General features: G+C 34.6%; 19 protein-coding genes, 1 pseudogene and 1 riboswitch. Of the genes and pseudogenes, 19 read left to right on the top strand and 1 reads right to left on the bottom strand.

All coding sequences use genetic code 11. From position 1 onward, the window contains the following. The first annotated feature begins 90 nt into the window (after nucleotides 1-90). The 14 genes and pseudogenes from nikR to ACYQ3D_RS09270 all read left to right on the top strand — a co-directional run bounded on the left by nikR (nucleotide 91) and on the right by ACYQ3D_RS09270 (nucleotide 16,476). Nucleotides 91-504 (top strand): nickel-responsive transcriptional regulator NikR, encoded by a 414-nt coding sequence (nikR, locus tag ACYQ3D_RS09205; RefSeq protein ID WP_459838032.1) that lies wholly within the window; start codon nucleotides 91-93, stop codon nucleotides 502-504. A 25-nt stretch (nucleotides 505-529) separates the two neighbouring features. Further along, nucleotides 530-1,612: an iron ABC transporter substrate-binding protein gene (locus tag ACYQ3D_RS09210; RefSeq protein ID WP_459838033.1), complete on the top strand. Its 1,083-nt coding sequence runs from the start codon at nucleotides 530-532 to the stop codon at nucleotides 1,610-1,612. Between the two features lie 9 nt (nucleotides 1,613-1,621). Continuing rightward, nucleotides 1,622-2,680, top strand: coding sequence for a FecCD family ABC transporter permease (locus ACYQ3D_RS09215; protein ID WP_459838034.1), 1,059 nt, complete (start codon nucleotides 1,622-1,624; stop codon nucleotides 2,678-2,680). Beyond that, on the top strand, nucleotides 2,677-3,438 hold the full coding sequence (locus ACYQ3D_RS09220; protein ID WP_459838036.1) for an ABC transporter ATP-binding protein: 762 nt from the start codon (nucleotides 2,677-2,679) through the stop codon (nucleotides 3,436-3,438). The genes ACYQ3D_RS09215 and ACYQ3D_RS09220 overlap by 4 nt, the downstream gene beginning before the upstream one ends. Before the next feature lie 261 nt (nucleotides 3,439-3,699). Further along, nucleotides 3,700-4,110 carry a tRNA (N6-threonylcarbamoyladenosine(37)-N6)-methyltransferase TrmO gene (gene tsaA, locus ACYQ3D_RS09225; protein ID WP_459838038.1) on the top strand — a complete coding sequence of 137 codons (411 nt, stop codon included), beginning with the start codon at nucleotides 3,700-3,702 and terminating at the stop codon, nucleotides 4,108-4,110. A gap of 2 nt (nucleotides 4,111-4,112) precedes the next feature. Next, a complete protein-coding gene (larE, locus tag ACYQ3D_RS09230; RefSeq protein WP_459838040.1) occupies nucleotides 4,113-4,913 on the top strand; it encodes an ATP-dependent sacrificial sulfur transferase LarE in 801 nt (266 codons plus the stop codon). Between the two features lie 448 nt (nucleotides 4,914-5,361). Continuing rightward, on the top strand, nucleotides 5,362-6,123 hold the full coding sequence (larB, locus tag ACYQ3D_RS09235) for a nickel pincer cofactor biosynthesis protein LarB (RefSeq protein ID WP_459838041.1): 762 nt from the start codon (nucleotides 5,362-5,364) through the stop codon (nucleotides 6,121-6,123). Nucleotides 6,124-6,243: 120 nt separating this feature from the next. Next, nucleotides 6,244-7,442: pseudogene (gene larC / locus ACYQ3D_RS09240) on the top strand (nickel pincer cofactor biosynthesis protein LarC). 119 nt (nucleotides 7,443-7,561) lie between these two features. After that, nucleotides 7,562-7,663, top strand: a riboswitch (purine riboswitch). A 105-nt stretch (nucleotides 7,664-7,768) separates the two neighbouring features. Then, on the top strand, nucleotides 7,769-9,319 hold the full coding sequence (gene guaA, locus ACYQ3D_RS09245) for a glutamine-hydrolyzing GMP synthase (protein WP_459838042.1): 1,551 nt from the start codon (nucleotides 7,769-7,771) through the stop codon (nucleotides 9,317-9,319). An 88-nt stretch (nucleotides 9,320-9,407) separates the two neighbouring features. Then, nucleotides 9,408-10,715: an NCS2 family permease gene (locus tag ACYQ3D_RS09250; RefSeq protein ID WP_459838043.1), complete on the top strand. Its 1,308-nt coding sequence runs from the start codon at nucleotides 9,408-9,410 to the stop codon at nucleotides 10,713-10,715. Nucleotides 10,716-11,561: 846 nt separating this feature from the next. Further along, complete coding sequence (ltrA, locus tag ACYQ3D_RS09255) at nucleotides 11,562-12,668, top strand: group II intron reverse transcriptase/maturase (protein WP_459835761.1); 1,107 nt, start codon at nucleotides 11,562-11,564, stop codon at nucleotides 12,666-12,668. Between the two features lie 337 nt (nucleotides 12,669-13,005). Continuing rightward, a complete protein-coding gene (locus ACYQ3D_RS09260) occupies nucleotides 13,006-14,583 on the top strand; it encodes an alpha-glucoside-specific PTS transporter subunit IIBC (protein WP_459838044.1) in 1,578 nt (525 codons plus the stop codon). A gap of 39 nt (nucleotides 14,584-14,622) precedes the next feature. Beyond that, a complete protein-coding gene (locus ACYQ3D_RS09265; RefSeq protein WP_459838046.1) occupies nucleotides 14,623-15,117 on the top strand; it encodes a PTS sugar transporter subunit IIA in 495 nt (164 codons plus the stop codon). A 30-nt stretch (nucleotides 15,118-15,147) separates the two neighbouring features. After that, on the top strand, nucleotides 15,148-16,476 hold the full coding sequence (locus ACYQ3D_RS09270; RefSeq protein ID WP_459838047.1) for a 6-phospho-alpha-glucosidase: 1,329 nt from the start codon (nucleotides 15,148-15,150) through the stop codon (nucleotides 16,474-16,476). A 57-nt stretch (nucleotides 16,477-16,533) separates the two neighbouring features. Here the strand turns inward: ACYQ3D_RS09270 and ACYQ3D_RS09275 are convergent, their stop codons facing one another. Beyond that, a complete protein-coding gene (locus ACYQ3D_RS09275) occupies nucleotides 16,534-17,292 on the bottom strand; it encodes a MurR/RpiR family transcriptional regulator (RefSeq protein ID WP_459838049.1) in 759 nt (252 codons plus the stop codon). A gap of 178 nt (nucleotides 17,293-17,470) precedes the next feature. Here ACYQ3D_RS09275 and ACYQ3D_RS09280 point away from each other — a divergent pair, with 178 nt between their 5' ends. From ACYQ3D_RS09280 to ACYQ3D_RS09300, 5 genes are all read left to right on the top strand, one after another. Next, nucleotides 17,471-18,046 (top strand): TetR/AcrR family transcriptional regulator, encoded by a 576-nt coding sequence (locus ACYQ3D_RS09280; RefSeq protein ID WP_459838051.1) that lies wholly within the window; start codon nucleotides 17,471-17,473, stop codon nucleotides 18,044-18,046. A 291-nt stretch (nucleotides 18,047-18,337) separates the two neighbouring features. Next, nucleotides 18,338-18,595, top strand: coding sequence for a hypothetical protein (locus ACYQ3D_RS09285; protein WP_459838053.1), 258 nt, complete (start codon nucleotides 18,338-18,340; stop codon nucleotides 18,593-18,595). Between the two features lie 137 nt (nucleotides 18,596-18,732). After that, entirely contained in the window at nucleotides 18,733-19,371 is a 639-nt protein-coding gene (locus ACYQ3D_RS09290; protein ID WP_459838055.1) for a flavodoxin family protein, read from the top strand. A 255-nt stretch (nucleotides 19,372-19,626) separates the two neighbouring features. Beyond that, a complete protein-coding gene (locus tag ACYQ3D_RS09295; protein WP_459838057.1) occupies nucleotides 19,627-19,932 on the top strand; it encodes a YerC/YecD family TrpR-related protein in 306 nt (101 codons plus the stop codon). Continuing rightward, on the top strand, nucleotides 19,925-20,869 hold the full coding sequence (locus ACYQ3D_RS09300) for a DUF4380 domain-containing protein (RefSeq protein ID WP_459838058.1): 945 nt from the start codon (nucleotides 19,925-19,927) through the stop codon (nucleotides 20,867-20,869). Before ACYQ3D_RS09295 ends, ACYQ3D_RS09300 begins: the two co-directional genes overlap by 8 nt. Nucleotides 20,870-21,040: the final 171 nt, after the last annotated feature.

Consider the following 21,040-nt stretch of genomic DNA (forward strand, 5'->3'; position numbering starts at 1 on the left):
TTTGCAGGAGTTACTAATTACTTATAGAAAAATATGGTTAGTAACACAAAATTATTTTTTGTGTTACGAGAAATTTTAAGGAGGGCCAACATGTCAAATTTAAAACGGTTTGGGGTAGCAGTTGATGAAGAATTATTAGATGAGTTTGATCAACTGATTGAGGATAAATATATTAATCGTTCGGAAGCAATTAGAGATTTAATCAGGGCTAAAATTATTGCCGAAGAAGCAGAAAATAAGGATCAGGAAGTCATTGGCTCCTTAACTTTAATTTATAATCATCAGCAGCGGCAATTACCAGAGAAACTAGTAGAAATTGAAGATAATTATAATTGTCTATTTAAATCGAATCTTCATTTATATTTAGATGATAAACATTGTTTAGAAGTAATTGTTATGCAAGGGCCAACTCAAAAAATTCAAAAGGTAGCTAATAAGTTAGGGGGCTTAAGAGGAGTTAAACATCATAAATTAACTATGACTACTGTTATGAGTTGTGAGTAAAGGCTGAATATAGGGAGGATAAGTGATGAAGAAATCGATTGTTCTAATTTTAGTAGTAGGATTATGTTTAGTTGGAGCAGGCTGTGTTACAGAAAAAATTGAGCAAAGGGAAACAATTAAAGTTACAGACCTATTAGGTAGAGAAGTTAAAGTTCCTAAAGATGTAGAAGAAATTGTAGCAGTTGGGCCTGGAACTTTAAGATTAGTAACTCATCTCCAAGCTGTAGATAAAGTAGTAGGAGTAGAAGAAGCAGAAAAACGAAATGATTGGGGGGCAGCCTATAATTTAGCTCATTCTAAACTAAAAGAGTTGCCTACCATTGGGCCACGGCATGGTGGAGATGCTGAATTAATAGTAGCTCAGGATCCAGATCTGATCTTTTTTTATGGTGCTAAGGGGACAGCTAATGACTTACAGCAGAAGACAGGGATCCCAGTAGTAGGAGTTAAGTATATCGATGTTGGCCCGGAGAGAGAGAAATATCTGTATAAATCTTGGCAGTTAATTGGTAAGTTAGTAGATAAGCAGGATAGGGCTAAAGATTTAATCGATTATACAGAAAGTTTAATTGCTGATCTTAAGCAAAGGACGCAAGATATTTCTACTTCAGATAACAAGAAAGTGTATGCTGGCGGGATATCATATCAGGGAGCCCAGGGAATTGTATCGACTAAAGTTCCGTTCCCTCCATTTACATTTTTAGATGCTAATTATGTAGCTAATAAACTGAAGTATGAACAGGTTAATTCAATTATGGTTAGCCAAGAGAAACTATTAGATTGGGACCCTGAATTGATTTTTGTTGATGAAGCTAATTTAAATTTGATTAAGCAGGATTTAGAGAATCATCTGGAGTATAAATCTTTAACTGCTCTAAAAAATAATCAAGTTTATGGTTTATTACCGTATGCTTTTTACCATCGTAATGTAGCTACAGTATTAGCTAATTCTTATTATATTGGTAAGATTTTGTATCCTCAGCAATTTGACGATATAGCTGCTAAACAAAAAGCAAATCAAATTTATAATCAGTTTCTTGGTCAGCCAGTTTATGATGCTTTAGCTAATAAATATGGTGGATTTAAAAGACTAAATCAGTTAGATTAAGAGGTGGAAATGTTGGCTAAGAAAGAAATTATAAACGACTATCAAACATATAGTAACCACAAGTTATTATTGGGAATGATAATCCTGGTTTCTTTAGTAGGAGTAATTATTTATTCTATTGCAGTAGGAGCAGTTAAGATACCATTATCTCAGGTGATATCAATTTTAGCAGGCCAGAATATAGCAAAGTTTACAACAATCATTTGGAATATAAGGTTACCCCGGGTTTTAACAGCAATTATTGCAGGAATGGGCTTATCTATTTCCGGAGCAACAATGCAAAGTATTTTAAAGAATCCCTTAGGTTCCCCTTATACCTTAGGAATCTCTCAAGCAGCAGCTTTTGGGGCAGCCTTTTCTATAGTTGTTCTGGGAGCTGGTTCTAGCAGTGCAGATGCTGTAGTGCTTAATAGTCCGTATCTAACTACTATATCTGCTTTTGTAGCTGGTTTAGTATCGACTGGAGTAATTATTGCTTTAACTAAGTATAAAAATGCTACTTCTGAAACAATGATTCTAACAGGGGTGGCTCTTGGTTCATTATTTACAGCTGGAACAACAGCTTTACAATACTTTGCTAGTGATGTTGAAATTGCTTCTATTGTTTTTTGGACTTTTGGTGATGTAGGAAGAACTACTTGGAATAATTTAGTGCTGATGTTGGTAGCAGTAATTCCAGCTAGTATTTATTTTGTGTATCATAGTTGGGATTATAATGCACTAGACTCAGGGACTGAAACAGCAAAAAGTTTAGGGGTAGATGTAGAGAGAGTAAGATTAATCGGGATGGTGTTATCATCTTTGGTAACTGCCTTGCTAGTTTCATTTGTAGGAATTATAGGATTTGTGGGGTTAGTTGCTCCTCATATTGTGCGCAAATTAATTGGAGGAGAGGAAAGATTTTTAATTCCTTTTTCTGGCTTAGTTGGAGGTCTTTTATTATTGATATCTGATACTGTAGCGAGAACTATTATTGCTCCTATTGTTCTCCCAGTAGGAATTTTAACTTCTTTTTTAGGAGCTCCATTATTTATCTATTTAGTATTAAAAGGGAGGCAGTATTGGTGAGATTAAAAATTGAGGGAGTAGAATTTAATTATCAGAGTCAATCAGTTTTAAAAGGAATTAATTTAGAATTAAAGCAGGGAGAAATTTTAGGATTAGTTGGCCCTAATGGTTCAGGGAAAAGTACTTTATTAAAGTGTGTTAATCGGATTTTAGAACCACAAATTGGTAGTGTTTTAATTAATAAGACTGATCTTAAAAGTTATAGCAGCCAAGAATTGGCTAAATGTGTAGGTTATGTACCGCAAGAAGAGACTAAGAAGTTTCCAACTACTGTATTTGATACTATCTTGATGGGGCGTAAACCATATATTAATTGGAAGCCTAAAAATAATGACTTACAGGTTGTCTCAGAAATTATAGATACACTAAATTTAAATCAATTAGCCATGCAAGATATTAATCAACTAAGTGGGGGCCAACAACAGAAAGTATTAATCGGTAGAGCTTTAGCTCAAGACCCAGATATCTTACTGTTAGATGAGCCAACAAGTGATTTGGATTTAAAACATCAGTTAGAAATTTTAAATATTATTAAGGAGCAATCTAATCAGGGTATTTCTGCTGTCATAGCAATGCATGATTTAAGTTTAGCTGGGAGGTATAGTGATCAAATTGTAATGTTAGATGAAGGGGCTATTTTTGCTGCTGGGGGATTAGAAGTGTTGACTAGTAAGAATATCCAAGAAGTTTATCAGGTAGAGGTTAGTATTACTAAGCATAATGATAATCTTTTGATAGTCCCAGAAAAACCATTGTAATTTTTGTTTAAGGATAGGTAGGTTGTGTCGTCTTCCGGTATAATTTTTTGTTCATTACATTCTAATTAAAAAGGAATAAGCGAAATAAATGGTAGATTTCGCTTATTCAATTCCTTTTTAATTTCCATTTCATATTCGTGAACAAAAAATTATAAATGTCAGTTAACACAACCTATCTATCTAGAAAAATATATATTAAGTTAACGCGTATGATTGTCAATTGTACATTGTTAATTGGATTAATAAGGGGGAGGGATTTAGATGACTAATTTTGAGCAGATTGGAGTTATTAAAAGTAAATTTACAGAACCTGTTGGCCCAGAAGAAATGCAACAACAGGAAAGTACTATTGTAATTAATCCTGAGTATGAAGCTGGTTTATATAAGATTGAAGATGTTGATTACTTACAAGTGATTTTTAATTTACATCACGCTGAGGGATATACTCTACAAGGGCCTAGAAGATATGGAGAGGAAAGAGGAGTGTTTGCTTCGCGGAGTCCTAAACGACCAAATTCTATTGGCGTTACTACAGTAAAATTATTAAACAGAGATGATAATAAGTTACTAGTTACAGGTTTGGATGCTATTGATGGTACACCAGTACTTGATTTAAAACCTTATGCAGTAATGATGGATCAGGTTGATAGATTTTCTAATAAGGAGGAATGAAGATGAATTTAGAAGAAAAACATGACAAGTTACAGGAGATTATTGAGGATTTAGGTAGGATAGTAATTGGTTTTTCAGGTGGCGTAGATAGCACTTTATTAGCTAAGGTTAGTTATGATGTCTTAGGTAAGGATGCTTTAGCTGTAACTGCTGAAGCACCACTTTATGCTCAAAAAGAGATTGATCAGGCGAGAAAGATGGCTCAAGAGATCGGGATTAAGCATCAGGTAGTTAGTATTGATGATGAGTTGATGGGTTTAGTTAAGGATAATCCAACTGATAGATGTTATCATTGTAAGAGCAAAATATTTTCTCAGGTTAAAGAGTTTGCCGGTGAGCGGCCAGTAGCTGATGGAACTAATGTAGATGATTTAGGTGATTACCGGCCTGGATTAAGAGCTATTGACGAATTAGATGTGCGAAGCCCACTGAAAGAAGCAGGTTTAGGGAAGGAAGAAATCAGACAATTATCTAAAAAGTTAGATTTATCCAGTTGGGATGATCCGTCTTTAACTTGTTTGGCTACTAGATTTCCTTATGGCGAGGAAATTACTGAAGATAAGCTGGAGTTGTTAGAAGAAGCCGAAGTTTATTTAGATCAATTAGGCTTTGAGCAATTTCGAGTTAGGTATCATGGAGATTTGGCTAGAATAGAAGTTGGCCCTGAGGAGAGACTTAAGTTATTTGACTTAGGAAAAATGGATCAGATTAATGAGAAATTGCAAAGTTTAGGTTTTAATTATGTGACAATGGATCTAGGGGGCTATCAAACTGGTAATATGAATAAAACAATTGAGGAGTAATTGATATAATACTTCACTTTTTAATAAAAAGCTAGCAATAAAAATTCAACAGCTAGTTCGGAAAAGCTACAAAGTAGCTTTTTTCCGAGTAACTTTTATCAAAATATAAAAGTTACCAAAAAATTTCAAGGGTAGAACAATCAATGATTCTTACGGTTAAAGAGTTACTGGAGATATTAAAAGATACTGGAACATATATCACTCTCTTATTTTAACCACAAGTCGCGGATTGTTCTACTTAAATCAAACAGCACAATCTTTCGCAATTACTAAGTAAGAGTTTCACAACAATATTTAAATTTTTTAGTAACGAATCTTAGCGAGCTGGAGTAAAAATAAGGCTTGAATTATCTAATTTGCAGAACATTAAATTTTATTCAGTAATTTCAATTGTCAATTGTATATTGTTAATTGTAAATTATAAATTGATTGCTAGGGAGGGCCAACTTTGCAAAATAATGAGATAGAGCAATTACTAAAGGAAGTACAAGCTGGAAAAGTAGATGTTGAGCAAGCAATGGATAAATTACAAGATTTACCTTTTTCTGATTTAGGTTATGCTAAAGTTGACCATCATCGTAGTCTGCGTAATGGTTACCCAGAAGTAATTTATTGTGAAGGGAAAACCCATGAGGAAGTTAAGGGGATCACTGCTGAGATGTTGGAGAAAGGAAGTAATGTTTTAGCTACTAGAGCTAGCCAGGAGATATATGATGAATTAACAGACTTAACAGATCAAATTGAATACCATCAACGGGCCAATATCATTGTTATTCAACAACAAGAAATTGAATTAAGTGCCAGTCACATTTTAGTTGTTACTGGTGGTACTTCCGATATTCCAGTGGCCGAAGAAGCTGCTATTACAGCAGAAATGATGGGTAGTCAAGTGGAAAGGTTATATGATGTAGGAGTAGCAGGGATTCACCGGTTATTAGGCAATAGAGATCAACTTGAAGCAGCTAATGTAATTATTACAGTAGCTGGTATGGAAGGGGCCTTAGCTAGCGTAGTTAGTGGTTTAGTAGATCAGCCTGTTATTGCTGTTCCAACTAGTGTTGGTTATGGAGCTAACTTTGAAGGAGTAGCAGCTTTACTGGCGATGTTAAATAGTTGTGCTAGTGGTCTAGGAGTAGTTAATATTGATAATGGTTTTGGGGCTGGTTACTTAGCAAATACAATTATTCAACAGATAGAGCAGGCGAGATAGTCATGAGCTATGAGTCATGTGCTATTAGCTGTGAGGAATAAAAGCTAAGAGCAAGGTTAAGGTTGAGATTAAGTTTTAGTTTGAGTCTGAGTTTAAGAATAGTAAGTAAGGAGTGATAGAATGGATAGAATACTATATTTTGATTGCCTAGCAGGTATCAGTGGTGATATGACGATTGGTGCTTTGCTTGATTTAGGAGTTGATGAGGAAGTATTACAAGCAGAATTGGCTAAGTTAGAAATTACAGGTTATGAATTACAGATAGAAAAAAAACAGAAGCAAGGAGTGACTGGGACGGATTTTAAAGTCCAGATTGAAGATCACCACCATCATGACCAAGATGAGGAACACTATCATCCCCATCGGAATCTAGCTGATATAGAAGCAATAATAGAGACTAGCAACTTAAATCAACAGGTAAAAGAATTAAGTCAGAAGATGTTTAAGCTAGTAGCCCAGGCCGAGGCTAAAGTACATAATAAAGATCTTTCTGAGGTGCATTTTCATGAAGTAGGAGCAATTGATTCAATTGTTGATATTATTGGTGTAGCTATCTGTATCGATCAGTTAGACATTGATCAGATTTATGCTGCCCCCCTTCATGTAGGAACTGGTTTTGTAGATTGTGCTCATGGTAGGCTTCCTGTTCCTGCGCCAGCTACTCTAGAGATTTTAGAGGACGTTACAGTTTACTCTACAGGAGTAAGAAGTGAGTTAGTAACTCCTACTGGTGCTGCTATAGCTAAGACTTTAGCTGCTGAATTTAAGCCTGTTCCGGAGATGGAGATTGAACAAGTAGGTTATGGGTTAGGAGATAAAGACTTAGAGATTAGTAATTTATTACGAGTAGTAGTGGGTAAAAAAAAAGAACGACTAAACTAATGATGTTAGAAACGAATATTGATGATATGAATCCTGAAATTTATTCTTATTTGTATCCGAGATTATTTGAAGCAGGAGCCTTAGATGTTTACCTGACTGATATTATGATGAAGAAGAACCGACCAGGCAGTAAAGTTAATGTCTTGTGTCAGCCCGAGGATGTTTCCTCACTAGAAGAAATTCTATTTAGAGAAACAACTACTTTTGGGATTCGCAAGTATCAAGTAGAACGGAAGGCACTAGAACGTAAGTTCCAGCAATTAGAGACGAAATTTGGGGAGTTAACAGTCAAGTTAGCTTACTACCAAGGAGAATTAATTAAGTATGCTCCTGAATATAAGGAATGCCAAACACTAGCCCAAGAGTTAGCAATACCAGTTAGGCAGGTATATGATGAAGTAATGGCTACAGCCCAGGAAAAGTTAGCTAAGGAGTAGAATCATCTTGACAATAATCTTTTTTTAATTTATACTACTGACGTAAGTCGTTAATAAGTGTACCTTTAAATTAAGTATAAGTTCGTATTAATAGTCAATAAATTTTTAGTAGTAGATGAAACTTGATACTAGTACTATTTCGTATATCTTTGAGGATAGGGCTCGAAAGTATCTACCAGCTAGCCGCAAACTAGCTGACTACGAAATAGAATTCTGTAAGGGAAACTATTGTTAGTTGGCCCTATAGAATTCTATTTCCCAAGTATATTCCTATTCCAGGATATAACTTGGGGTTTTTTGTTTATAATAAGACTAGGAGGGACAAAATGGCATATAAAACAGATCATGAATTAATTTTAGTTTTAGATTTTGGCGGCCAATATAGTAAATTAATAGCTCGTAGAGTAAGAGAATGTAATGTTTACTCCGAAGTAGTACCCTATGATATTTCTATAGAACGGATTAAAGAACTGAATCCAGCGGGAATTATTTTTTCTGGTGGACCAGCTAGTGTTTATGGTGCAGATGCTCCTTATGTTGAAGAAGAAATTTTTAAGTTAGAGATTCCTATTTTAGGAATTTGTTATGGAATGCAGCTAATGAGTCATTTATTACCAGGTGGAAAAGTAGAGCAAGCAGATGAGCGAGAATATGGTCGAGCGATGTTAACAGTGAAGGAAGAATTAGATTTGCTATCTGATGTAGGACAAGAGCTAGAATGTTGGATGAGTCATGGAGATAGAGTGACTGAAATGCCAACAGGTTTTGAGATCATTGGTTATACAGCTAATTCTCCTGTGGCAGCAATTGGGAATCAATTGTTAGGTTTTTATGGAGTTCAATTTCACCCCGAAGTTGTACATACTCCCCAAGGGACAGAAATCATTAATAATTTCTTATATAATGTATGTGAGTGTAGTGGAGATTGGACTACTTCAAGCTTTATTGAAGAAACAGTAGCAGATATTAAAGAAGAAGTAGGCGATAAACAAGTGATTTGTGGTTTGTCAGGTGGTGTTGATTCTTCTGTTGCAGCTGCTTTGGTTCATGAGGCAATTGGAGATCAATTAACTTGTATTTTTGTTGATCATGGCTTATTAAGAAAGGATGAAGGAACAGAAGTAGAGGAAACATTTGGCCAAGAATTTGATATGAATTTAGTTTATGTTGAAGCTCAGGAGAGGTTTTTAGACAAGCTAAATGAGGTAGGAGATCCCGAAGAAAAACGAAAGATAATTGGTAATGAGTTTATTAGAGTTTTTGAAGAAGAAGCCGTTAAAGTTGGTGATGCTGGGTATTTAGTCCAAGGAACTATTTATTCTGATGTGATTGAGAGTGGTGGTAGTGATGCCTCAGCAACCATTAAGAGTCATCATAATGTTGGTGGTTTACCAGAAGATATGACTTTTAAATTAATTGAGCCATTACGAGAATTATTTAAGGATGAAGTACGAGAAGTAGGAGCAGAACTAGGTTTACCTGAGGAGATTGTCTGGCGGCAACCATTTCCGGGACCTGGTTTAGGAATTAGAGTTTTAGGAGAAGTCACTAAAGATAAATTAGAAGTGCTAAAAGAAGCTGATGCTGTTTTTAGAGAGGAAATTAAGGAAGCAGGATTACAGCGAGAAATCTGGCAGTATTTTGCTGTGCTACCTCCAATGAAGAGTGTAGGGGTGATGGGGGATGAAAGAACATATACACATACTATAGCTTTACGAGCAGTAAAAAGTAAAGATGCTATGACTGCTGACTGGGCTAGAATTCCTCATGATGTATTAGCAAATATTTCGCAACAGATTACTAATCAAGTTCCTGAAGTTAATCGAGTTGTCTATGATATTACTTCTAAACCTCCTGCTACCATTGAGTGGGAATAGAGAAATCTTTAATTTCTCTATTCCACGGAGAGTCCTGATTTTTAGGACTCGTAGGGACTAAAATTTTATACTTAAGAAAGGGATTTATATGTCTGATTTATTAAATACTGTATTTGCTTTAGAAGAACATAATACTGATGTTAGGACAGAAGTAATGGCTGGTTTAACTACTTTTATGACTATGGCGTATATTATCTTTGTTAATCCAGGAATTGTATCCGAAGCAGGAATGCCTTTTGAAGCAGTAATGATTGCCACAGCAATGTCGGCGGCTTTTGCTACATTATGTATGGCTTTCTTTGCTAATTATCCTTTTGCTTTAGCACCAGGGATGGGCTTAAATGCTTATTTCACTTATACTGTTGTGTTAGGTATGGGACTTAGTTGGCAGGAAGCTTTAGGAGCTGTCTTTATTTCGGGAATTATCTTTTTGATCTTAACTTTGACGAAGGTAAGACAGACAATCATTAATGCTATGCCGCAAACATTAAAATCATCAGTAAGTGCAGGTATTGGTTTGTTTATTGCTTTTATTGGCCTCCAAAATGCCGGGGTGGTAGTTAATAGTGATGCTACCTTAGTTACTTTAGGTAATTTAGCAGACCCTAGTTCTATCTTAGCTATTGTAGGGTTAATAATTACTGGTTTATTAATGGCTAAAGATGTGAAAGGAAGTATCTTAATTGGAATTATTGGTACTACTATATTAGGTATTCCGCTGGGAGTAACTAGTTTACCCTCAGCAATTTTTAAATTGCCTAGCTTTTCTGATTGGGCACCTGTTGTTTTTAAAGCTGATATTGCCGGAGCATTAGATGAAGGAATTTTAACGATTATCTTTGCTTTTCTATTTGTTGATTTATTTGATACTGCTGGTACTTTAGTAGGGGTTAGTCATCAGGCTGGTTTCTTAGATGAAGAAGGAAACTTACCTAAAGCAGATCGTGCTTTATTAGCTGATTCAATTGGAACAATTGGTGGTTCAATGATGGGAACACCGACAGTTACTACTTATGTTGAATCGGCTTCAGGAGTAGCTCAGGGAGGTAGAACTGGATTAACAGGTGTTACAATAGCTTTCTGCTTTATTTTATCTATCTTCTTTACTCCAGTAATTAAGATTGTGCCGGCAGCTGCTACAGCTCCAGCGTTAATTATTGTTGGTTCTATTATGTTAGAGAATGTAACTGAGATTAATTGGGATAATATTGCTGAATCATTACCTGGTTTTGTAACAGTTGTTGCTATGCCTTTTACTTATTCTATTGCTACTGGGATTTCTTTAGGCTTTATTTTATATCCAATTATGAAGTTCTTCCATGGTGAAGGTGAAGACGTACACTGGATTATTTATCTATTAGGAGCTTTATTTATAGTTAAATATATCTATTTATAAGTGTCAGTTAGGGCAGAACAGTAATGTTCTGTCTTTTTTTATGTGTTCTCTGTAGATTATGAAAATAGTAGATGAGAATTCTATCCATGCTGTTTTCGTCGTATCGGTGTGTGAAACCAATAGTAACAGGGTGTCTATCGTGAGATAGAATCTGAAGAGTTTGAGGTGAATAGTCAGCCTAAAACAATATGTGAACCGTCGGTGGCATTTAGTAGTGGCGATTCACCATAAAAATGAAGAAGTCCAATGTCGACTTGGGGGATGCAGGTGGCTCTGGATAAAAAGCGAGATAACGAGAGTGTCCATGTCGAATTACTAGGTGTGATTATGGTTGGGATGGCTATAATAGTTTTCGTAATTGACCAGAGGAGTCTCTAATATAGTTCTGTATAGAAATCTATAGAGATAAATGATGGTATAACCTAAAATGGGAAAGCCAGAGTGAGGATATATTAGAGTTCAGAAGCTATCATAGTAGCGAAAAAAATCAATGAAAGTTGATTACAGTGAAGGATAGTCAGGTTATTGAAGTTAAGAATAGACTGTCAATGATATCTTAATAAGAATGGTTTAGACGCTATTAAAGATAGTGAGCTCTAAAAGAAATATAGACAGGAAATAATAACTGAAAATATGATGAATTTAGGAAATACCATGACTTAAGTAGTAGTGAACTAAGAGGTGCGATTGGTGAGAGCCTAAAGACGTGCTTAGGAGTACTATGAAGATAAGGGTTAAGATATCGAGACAGGAAAGAAAGAACTGGTAAGTAGTGAAATTAGGATAGGTGAAAAAAATTTTCGAACCTTATACAGTCTGAAAGATTTAATCACAGATAAATGGCGAATGCATAAGGCAGGACAAAAAGTGCTGGCTAATGGTGGTTGTGGTGGAATTGATAATGTAAGTATCAATGAATATAGAAATAACTATAAACTGAATATGCAAGAATTATATAGGCAGTTAAGAGAGGATAGATATGAGCCACGACCAGTACTAAGAACGTATATCTCAAAAGAAAATGGAGAAAAGAGACCACTAGGGATTCCAGTAATTAAAGATAGGATTGCCCAACAAGCAGTCAAACAAATCTTAGAAATATACTTTGAGAGATTGTTTTGTGAATGTTCTTTTGGATTCAGACCTAACAGATCAACCCATGATGCAATAGAGAAAATAGAAGAATATAAACAGCAAGGTTACGATTGGGTAGTAGATGCAGATATAAAATCTTATTTTGATACTATAAACCATGATTTATTAATGGATTTTATAGTAGAATATATAAGTGATGGATGGGTATTAGACTTAATTAGATCGTGGCTAACTGCAGGAGTCATGACCGAAGAAGGAAGAAAAGAGACTAAAGAAGGAACACCTCAAGGAGGTGTGATCTCTCCTTTATTAGCTAATATCTATTTACATTACTTTGATAAGAAGATGACTCGAAGGGGATATAAACTAGTTCGCTTCGCTGATGATTTTGTAGTATTGACCAAAAGTAAAGATAAAGCCAAAAGAGCATTACAAGTAACTCGTCAGATAATAGAAAATGAATTAAAATTAAAACTCCATCCTGAGAAGACAGTGATAACAAACTTTTATGATGGGTTTAAATTTCTAGGATTTAGATTTCATCATTGGTATTATAAAAGTCCAAGAGATAGAGCAATAAATAACTTTAAAGATAGAATAAGAGATATAACTAGAAGAAATAGACCTCAGAAATTGGAAATAATAATTGATGAGTTAAATTTAGTACTAAAAGGCTGGGGACATTACTTTAAAATAGGCAATATCAAAACATTATATAGGAAATTAGATAAATGGATAAGAATGAGAATACGTTCTTTCATAGAAGGAAAGAAAGCGATAATTCATCAGAATTATCGCTTATCGAATAAGTTTTTAAGAGAAGAAGGACTAGATTCACTGCTTACTGATGTGCTGTAATCGAGAGTGAAATATACATCTATGGTAACATAGAGTCGCTGACTTACTCTCTGATATGGAGCACCAATAACCGAAAGCTGTATACGGGAAAACCGTTCGTGCAGTTTGATAAGGGGTCCCAGCTGTGAAGCTGGTCCTACTTTATTTTTTGAACTTTATAATAGAGGATTAGTAGCTTGAGGAAATACTTCTGTGAAATTTCACACCTTTTGTGAAACTGCACAGAAGGTGTGATTAGATACTAAAGCGTTTAATTATATTGTAAGGGATCAGTTTATCTGCTATCATATAACCAACAATTAAAGGATTCATAAAATTAATACAGGAGTGATACTTTATGAAAGAGAAGATCCAACGTTTTGGGGCTGCAATGTTTGTACCAGTCTTATTATTTCCCTTTGCCGGGATAACTGTTGGATTAGCTATTTTATTTATGAACCAGGAGATTATTGGTTCAATAGCTAACCCAGATGGTTTATGGTATCAGATCTGGTTTATTATTCAGGAAGGATCTTGGACTGTATTTCGTCAGTTACCTCTATTATTTGTGGTAGGGTTGCCAGTGGCTTTAGCTAAAAAAGCTCAGGGACGTGCTTGTCTAGAATCTTTGGTTTCTTATTTAACTTTTAATTATTTTGTTAATGCCATGCTTACTTTATGGGGTTCTAGTTTTGGGGTTAATTTTTCAGTTAGTGCTGGTGATAGTTTTGGTTTAGCTGAAGTTGCGGGGATTAAAACCTTAAATACAGGTATGATTGGAGCTATTTTGATTTCTGGGATTGTTGTTTATCTGCATAATAGATATTTTGATACAGAGCTACCAGAGTATCTAGGAATCTTTCAAGGATCTTCTTTTGTTGTAATTATTGGATTTTTCGTAATGCTTCCTGTTGCTTTAGCTACCTGTTTATTCTGGCCAAAAGTCCAAACTGGAATAGCTTCTTTACAAGGATTTTTAGCTAGTTCTGGTGTGATTGGAGTCTGGTTGTATACATTTTTAGAGAGAATTTTAATTCCTACAGGACTACATCACTTTATTTATGGACCTTTTATTTTCGGGCCAGCAGTAGTGGAAGGTGGGATTTATTCTTATTGGGCTCAGCATCTATCTGAATTTGCTCATGCTACTCAGTCACTTAGTGAAGTATTTCCAGAAGGTGGATTTGCTTTACATGGGATGTCTAAAGTCTTTGGCGCACCAGGAATTGCACTTGCATTGTATGCGACTGCTAAATCCCACAAGAAGAAAATGGTTGCTGGTTTATTAATTCCAGCTACTTTGACTGCAGTGCTAGCAGGAATTACAGAACCACTTGAATTTACTTTCTTATTTATTGCTCCTGCTTTATTTGCTGTTCATGCAGTTTTAGCAGCGACTTTAGCGGCTGTAACATTTGCTTTTGGAATTGCCGGTAACTTTGGTGGCGGATTGATTGAATGGCTAGCTCAAAACTGGCTACCATTATTTACGTATCACCCAGGAACTTATATAACTCAGATTATTATTGGTTTATCTTTTACAGCAATTTATTTCTTTGTCTTCCGGTATTTAATCTTGAAATTTGATCTTGCTACTCCAGGCCGTGAAGCAGAGGATGAAGAAACAAAGCTGTATACCAAAGAAGATTATAAAGAAAAACAAGATTCTTCGACAGAGGATGAAACTAATAATTCCAGCCGAGATAGCAAAGCCCAAGCTTTCTTAGAGGCATTAGGAGGCAGCGAAAATATTGCTGATGTTACGAATTGTGCTACCCGATTGCGGATTTCTGTCGAAGATGAGACTAAATTAGCGGATAATAGTGTCTTTAAAGATGCAGGAGCTCATGGAGTAGTTAGAGATGGGAAAGCAATCCAAATAATTGTTGGTTTATCTGTCTCTCAAGTGCGAGATAAATTTGAAGAATTGCTTTAACAGAAAAGTAATGTTGACCTAGAGAAGGAGGTAGGGGAGATGTTTAAAGAATTATTTTCATCTAAATCTGATGTTGTAGAGATCTGTGCCCCTTTAAGTGGAGATATTATAGATCTAGAAGAAGTACCTGATCCGGTGTTTGCAGAGAAAATGGTAGGGGATGGTTTTGCTATTATTCCCAATAGTGAAAAATTATTATCGCCAGTTAAAGGTAAGGTCAAAAAAGTATTTCCTAGTAAGCATGCTATCGGAATTGAAACTACAGAAGGGTTAGAAATTTTAATTCATGTAGGATTAGAAACTGTTGAATTAGAAGGAGAAGGTTTTGAAGTCATAGTTGATAGTGGAGATTTAGTAGAGGTAGGAGATCACTTATTGAATTTTGATATTAATTTTATAGAAGAAAATAATAAAGAAATCGTAACTCCAGTAGTAGTTACAAATTATGAGGATAAAGTAAGTAAATTGACTCTAGTTTCTAAGGCAGAAGTTACTAGTCAAGATTTAGTTTTAAAATGTGAATTAAATAAATAATTTAAGTTATTTAATAAGGAGGAGATAGTTATGAAGAAGAAATTTTCTATAGTGATTGCTGGTGGCGGAAGTACATTTACTCCAGGGATTATATTGATGTTATTGGATAATCTAGATAAATTTCCGATTCGTAAAATTAAATTTTATGATAATGATGCAGAACGACAGGCAACTATTGCTCAGGCTTGTGAAATTATTTTAGAAGAACAGGCCCCTGAGATTGAATTTTCAGCTACAGTGGATCCAGAAGAAGCTTTTACAGATGTGGACTTTGTGATGGCTCATATCCGAGTTGGGAAGTATCAAATGCGGGAGTTAGACGAAAAGATTCCTCTAAAGCATGATGTTGTCGGCCAAGAGACATGTGGGCCAGGAGGAATTGCCTACGGGATGCGTTCTATCGGGCCAATTTTAGAGATTATAGATTATATGGAGGAGTATTCTCCTGATGCTTGGATGTTAAATTATTCTAATCCAGCTGCTATTGTAGCAGAAGCAACTCGGAGATTACGTCCTGATTCTAAGATACTAAATATCTGTGATATGCCAGTGGGGATTGAGACTCGGATGGCTGAGATTGCCGGATTGGATTCTCGGAAGGAAATGAAGACTCGATATTATGGCTTAAATCACTTTGGTTGGTGGTCCAGTATTACTGACCAAGAAGGTAATGATTTAATGCCTCAGATCCAAGATCATGTGGCTGAGTATGGTTATACTACTCAGAATGGAGATATTCAACATGATGATGAGAGTTGGAATGATACTTTCCTTAAGGCGCGAGATGTCTATGCAGTAGATCCCACTACCTTACCAAATACGTATCTTAAGTATTATCTCTTCCCGGATTATGTTGTAGAGCACTCTGATAAAGAATATACTAGAGCCAACGAGGTAATGGATGGTCGAGAGGATTTTGTATTTGGTGAAGCTAAGAAGGTAATAGAAAATCAATCGACAGCAGGTTGTGAGCTAGAGATTGACGAACATGCTTCTTATATTGTTGATTTAGCGCGAGCTATTGCCTATAATACTCAGGAAAGAATGTTATTGATTGTAGAAAATCAAGGAGCAATTGAAAACTTTGATCCAACAGCAATGGTAGAGATTCCTTGCTTAGTAGGTAGTAATGGGCCAGAGCCACTTGCTATAGGAGAGATTCCTCGGTTCCAAAAAGGCTTGATGGAACAACAAGTAGCAGTAGAAAAATTAGTAGTAGAGGCCTGGGAAGAAGGATCTTACCAGAAATTATGGCAGGCAATTACTCTATCTAAAACAGTTCCTAGTGCAGAAGTTGCTAAGGATATCTTAGATGATTTAATCGAAGCTAATCAAGATTATTGGCCAGAATTAAAATAATTTATAATTGGTTAGTACGAAGCCAGGAATGTTCCTGGCTTCGTACTAGTTTTATGATTAATTACCTTCTTGTTCTTGGAGATAATTAATATACTGTCTAAATAGTACTTCAATAAGAATAAAAAACATAGAAAAAGAATGACTTTCCTTGTCTTTGTAATTCCAGGGCGAGGACATGACATACAGGTTATGGTCTGTCATTTGCGCGAGTTGATTGTTATTCAGCCTGGTAATCGAAATAGTATTAATCCCCTTCATAGTGATTTCATTAAGACAACTTTGGAAAGCGATTGTATTGCCGGAAAGAGAAATAAAGATGACTACATCTTCTTTAGTTATACTAGGAGTAATAACCTCTAGTTCTCGATGCCGATCAATAATATGAAAAAAATTATGGGTGATTAAAAAGGTGCGTTTTAATTCCTGAGCAATATTCATCTGAGCAGCCCCGGTACTATAGACAAAAACTCTTTCTGCTTGATAAAGTACTTCACAAATTTCTGTAAAGTCTCTTTCCTTGATTAGTTTAATAGTTTCTGTGATATCATTATAAAGATGTTGGGTATAATCTGTTTTTTCTTGCTCGTTTTCTTCCTCTTCCCACTTTAAGTAAAACTTAAATTCACTATATCCTTTAAATCCTAACTTTTTAGCTAACCGAAAAATAGTTGTCCGCGAGACATTACACTTATCAGCTAAAGGATTAATTCCTAGCTGAGAACATTCTTGCTTATGGTTGAGGATATACTCTAAGATATATAAGTCATTTTCATTTAATTGGTCATAATGATCATTAATTATTTCTTGTAATCTCATAATCTAATCTTCCTCCTTTTAGTTTAGTAACATTATATCATATAGTTTTAGACTTAAAAGGATAGCGTAAAAAAGAAATCTCGTAATTTAATGACGGAATGCGGAGAAGTGACATATAAAAAAATTTGACATTTAAGATGACCAGTCATATAATATTTTTATGGAGGTTATAATTACTATGAAAAAAAAGGAAACTAAAAAAAGAGAAATAATTGAAAACTCATCTCAGCTAATGCATTTGTATGGTTATAATGGGACCAGTGTCAAAGATGTAACTGATGTAGCAGGTATACCTAAGGGATCATTTTATAACTATTTTACTGGTAAAGAAGATTATGCTAAAGAAGTAATCCATTATTTTGCTGACCATGAAAAATATATTGAAATTTTAGATGATCAAAGTAAGCAACCTTTAGAGAGGATAGTTGCTTTATTTGAAAAGAAAATAAATGATTTTGAAAATGAGGGTTTTAAGTGTGGGTGTTTTGTTGGAAATTTAACTCAGGAGATGGGCGATGTAAGCGAGGTAATAGCCCAAGCAACAGAGGAGTTTTATCAAGAGTTAACTGAAAAAATTGGTCAGTGTTTAAAAGAAGCAGAAGAAGTTGGTGATTTTAATTCAAAATTAGAAAGTGAAACTATTGCTAATTTTATTGTTAATGCTTGGCAGGGAGTGTTATTACGGATGAAATCACAGCAAGGGAGAGAACCGTTAGATGGTTTTATGCAAGTTTTAAAGGAAATTTTGTTATAGTTAGTAATTAACCAGACTAGTTAATTAGCAGTTTTTCTTTATCATAAGCTGATGTATTTAAGGTCATAGGATTAGAAAAAAGCGGTGATTCTAATTATAGTGATCGTGAGATGAGCTAAGAGGAAGCTAAAAGATATTTAAATTCAGCTATAGTTTGATTAATTTTAGAACAAGGTATAGTAGAGGAAGAAGTTTATTTGTTTTAGGATTACCGTTGTTAGAAAAAATATTCTAATAATGAGCGCTATCAAAAATTTTAATTAAAAATTTAAAGGAAAAGGAGAGGATTGAATGAGTATTTTTGAAATTATTATGTTGGTTTGTTTTGGCGCAGCTTGGCCAATGTCTATTTATAAAGCTTATAATTCTAGGAATAATTCAGGTAAGAGTTTATGGTTTTTAATTATTATCTTTACAGGTTATATTTCAGGTGTAATACATAAGTTGTTATATAGTTTTGATTATGTAGTTTTCCTATATTTGTTGAATGGATTAATGGTTTTAGCAGATATGATATTATATTATAGAAATTGGAAACTGAATCATTAATAAATAAAAGTATGGTTTGACCACAAGGTTCTTTTTATAATTATTACTGGGGACTGGTTATTTAGTTAAAGTCGATGGCCAGTCGTTTATTTCATTTTTTAAGACGACTGGTCATATTAAATAGAAAGGGTGTTATTATGAAGGTAGTTGCATTTAATGGAAGTGGAAGAAAAACAGGTAATACTAATTATGCATTAGAAATAGTAGGAGATGAATTAGAAAAAGAAGGGATTGAGGTAGAATTTATTCAAGTTGGAAATAAAAATGTTAGAGGGTGTGCTTCTTGTTTTCATTGTATGGAGAATAAGACGGGCCAATGTGTAATAAAAGAAGATAAGGTAAATGAATGGATAGCAAAGATAAAGGAAGCAGATGGAATAATTTTAGGTTCTCCTACTTATTATGGGAATATTTCTGGGACTATGAAGAACTTTTTAGATAGAGCATTTTTTTCAATGGAGTATGGGTCTGAAGAACCAATTTTAAAGTATAAAGTTGGGGCTGCAGTGGTGGCTGTAAGACGTTCTGGAGGTTTTAATACTTATAATGCATTAAATGATTATTTTTTAGGTAGTGAAATGATAGTTCCTGGGTCGAGTTACTGGAATATTATTCATGGTATGATGCTTGGAGAGGCTAAAGAAGATGAGGAAGGAAAGCAAACTATGAGAGTTTTGGGACAAAACATGGCTTATCTGCTTAAGATGAAAGAGGCAGCTAAGGATCTAAAAGTTCCTGAACATGAATCTAAAAAAATGACAAACTTTATAAGGTAGAAAACTGGTAATCTAGGAAAAATTAAATAAAAATTATGTAAGGTTTTCCAACAACTCATTAGTTGATATAATCATATTGAGTTGCCTCCTTTGGTTTTGTTTTGTGTAGCTTACTTAACATGATACCAAATGGAGGCAACTTTTTATATTTTATTGGAGATTTTAGTTATTCAACTTAAATATTATTTTGAACAATGATTTTATGCCTTTAATGTGTTAAAATATAGTAGAAACAAGTAGTAGGAGGTGACTAAAATGAATAATAAATTTAAAGATGAAGCTACTGAAAGACTGTTTAAGGCTATTTTATCTTTGGAGAATAAAGAAGAATGCTATAAGTTTTTTGAAGATATATGTACTATTAAAGAGATTAAATCTATGGCACAGCGTTTAGAAGTGGCAAGAATGTTAAAGGAAAATGCTACCTATAATGAGATTGCTGATGAGACTGGAGCTAGCACTGCTACTATCAGTCGAGTTAAGAGATATTTAGATTATGGTGCTGATGGTTATCAATTAATTCTAGGGCGCTTGGATAAAGAAGATGATAATGATGAGTAAAGATTTAGAGCTTAAATCAATTACTTATCAAGGTTGGAATGCTTATGAGCTGAAAAATAAGTATTTAAGTATAAAAGTTGTTCCTCAAGTTGGAGGTAGGATTATTAGTTTCTCTAAAGGGGAAACAGAATTGTTATATACTATGCCTAAATTAAGAGGAAAAAAATTTGCCCTAGATGAAGTAGAGGATATTGAAAGTTATAGAGAGGATTTAGATTATTTACCTATAGGTGGCTATAAGACTTGGTTAGCTCCACAATCAAAGTGGGGTTGGCCTCCCTATCTTGATTTAGCTGTTGGTGAATATCAAATAGATTACTATCAATCAAATAATAAGATTGAGTTTAAGATGATCAGTCCAATTTGTAGAGAAAGTGGAATGCAATTAATTAGAAAGATTATTTTAAATAAAGATGATGATAATTTGAAGTTAAAACAAAAGATGAAGAATTGTCAAGCCGATAGTAAAGAATATGGATTATGGGATGTAACACAAGTTTTAGGCTCAGGAAAAGTAGTGTTTCCTATTTCTAATGAATATAAGTTAGAGAATTTAATGGAAACTAATGGGAAAGATTTTATGACTCTTATGAAGATTGATGGAGAGTTATATGCTATAATTGAATGTCCAGGTGAGGTAGAGTTTAAGTTAGGAACTTATTTCTCTGCTGGCTGGTTGTTATCTATAGTTGAAGATAAAGGGCAGAAGATTGGTTATTTAAAGCAATTCCCAGTTTTTTCTGGAGCTGAGTTTGGACATGGTTATGCCCTAGAAGTTTTTGATACATATAAGTTTGACTATTTTGAAGTTGAGGTTCATGGGCCAATGACTAGTTTAGCTTCCGAAGAAAGTGCTGGTTTTGCTGAGGAGTGGCAAATTTACACTTGGGAAGCGGATACTAGTCTAGAGGAGATGATTAGAGCAGTTAGTCTTTAGTCGTGTGTCGTTAGTTTTGAGTCGTGTGCTGTGTGCCATGTGCTATGAGCCAATTCAAAATCTAAAATAAAAGTTATTTGGTGCAGGCTGATAGCTATGGAATGAACAATATACTAGTAATATTTTAGCTCTTAGAGTGGTACACTAGAAGATAGCTAACTAAGTATCTTC

The sequence above is a fragment of the Halanaerobaculum tunisiense genome, from assembly GCF_054657635.1.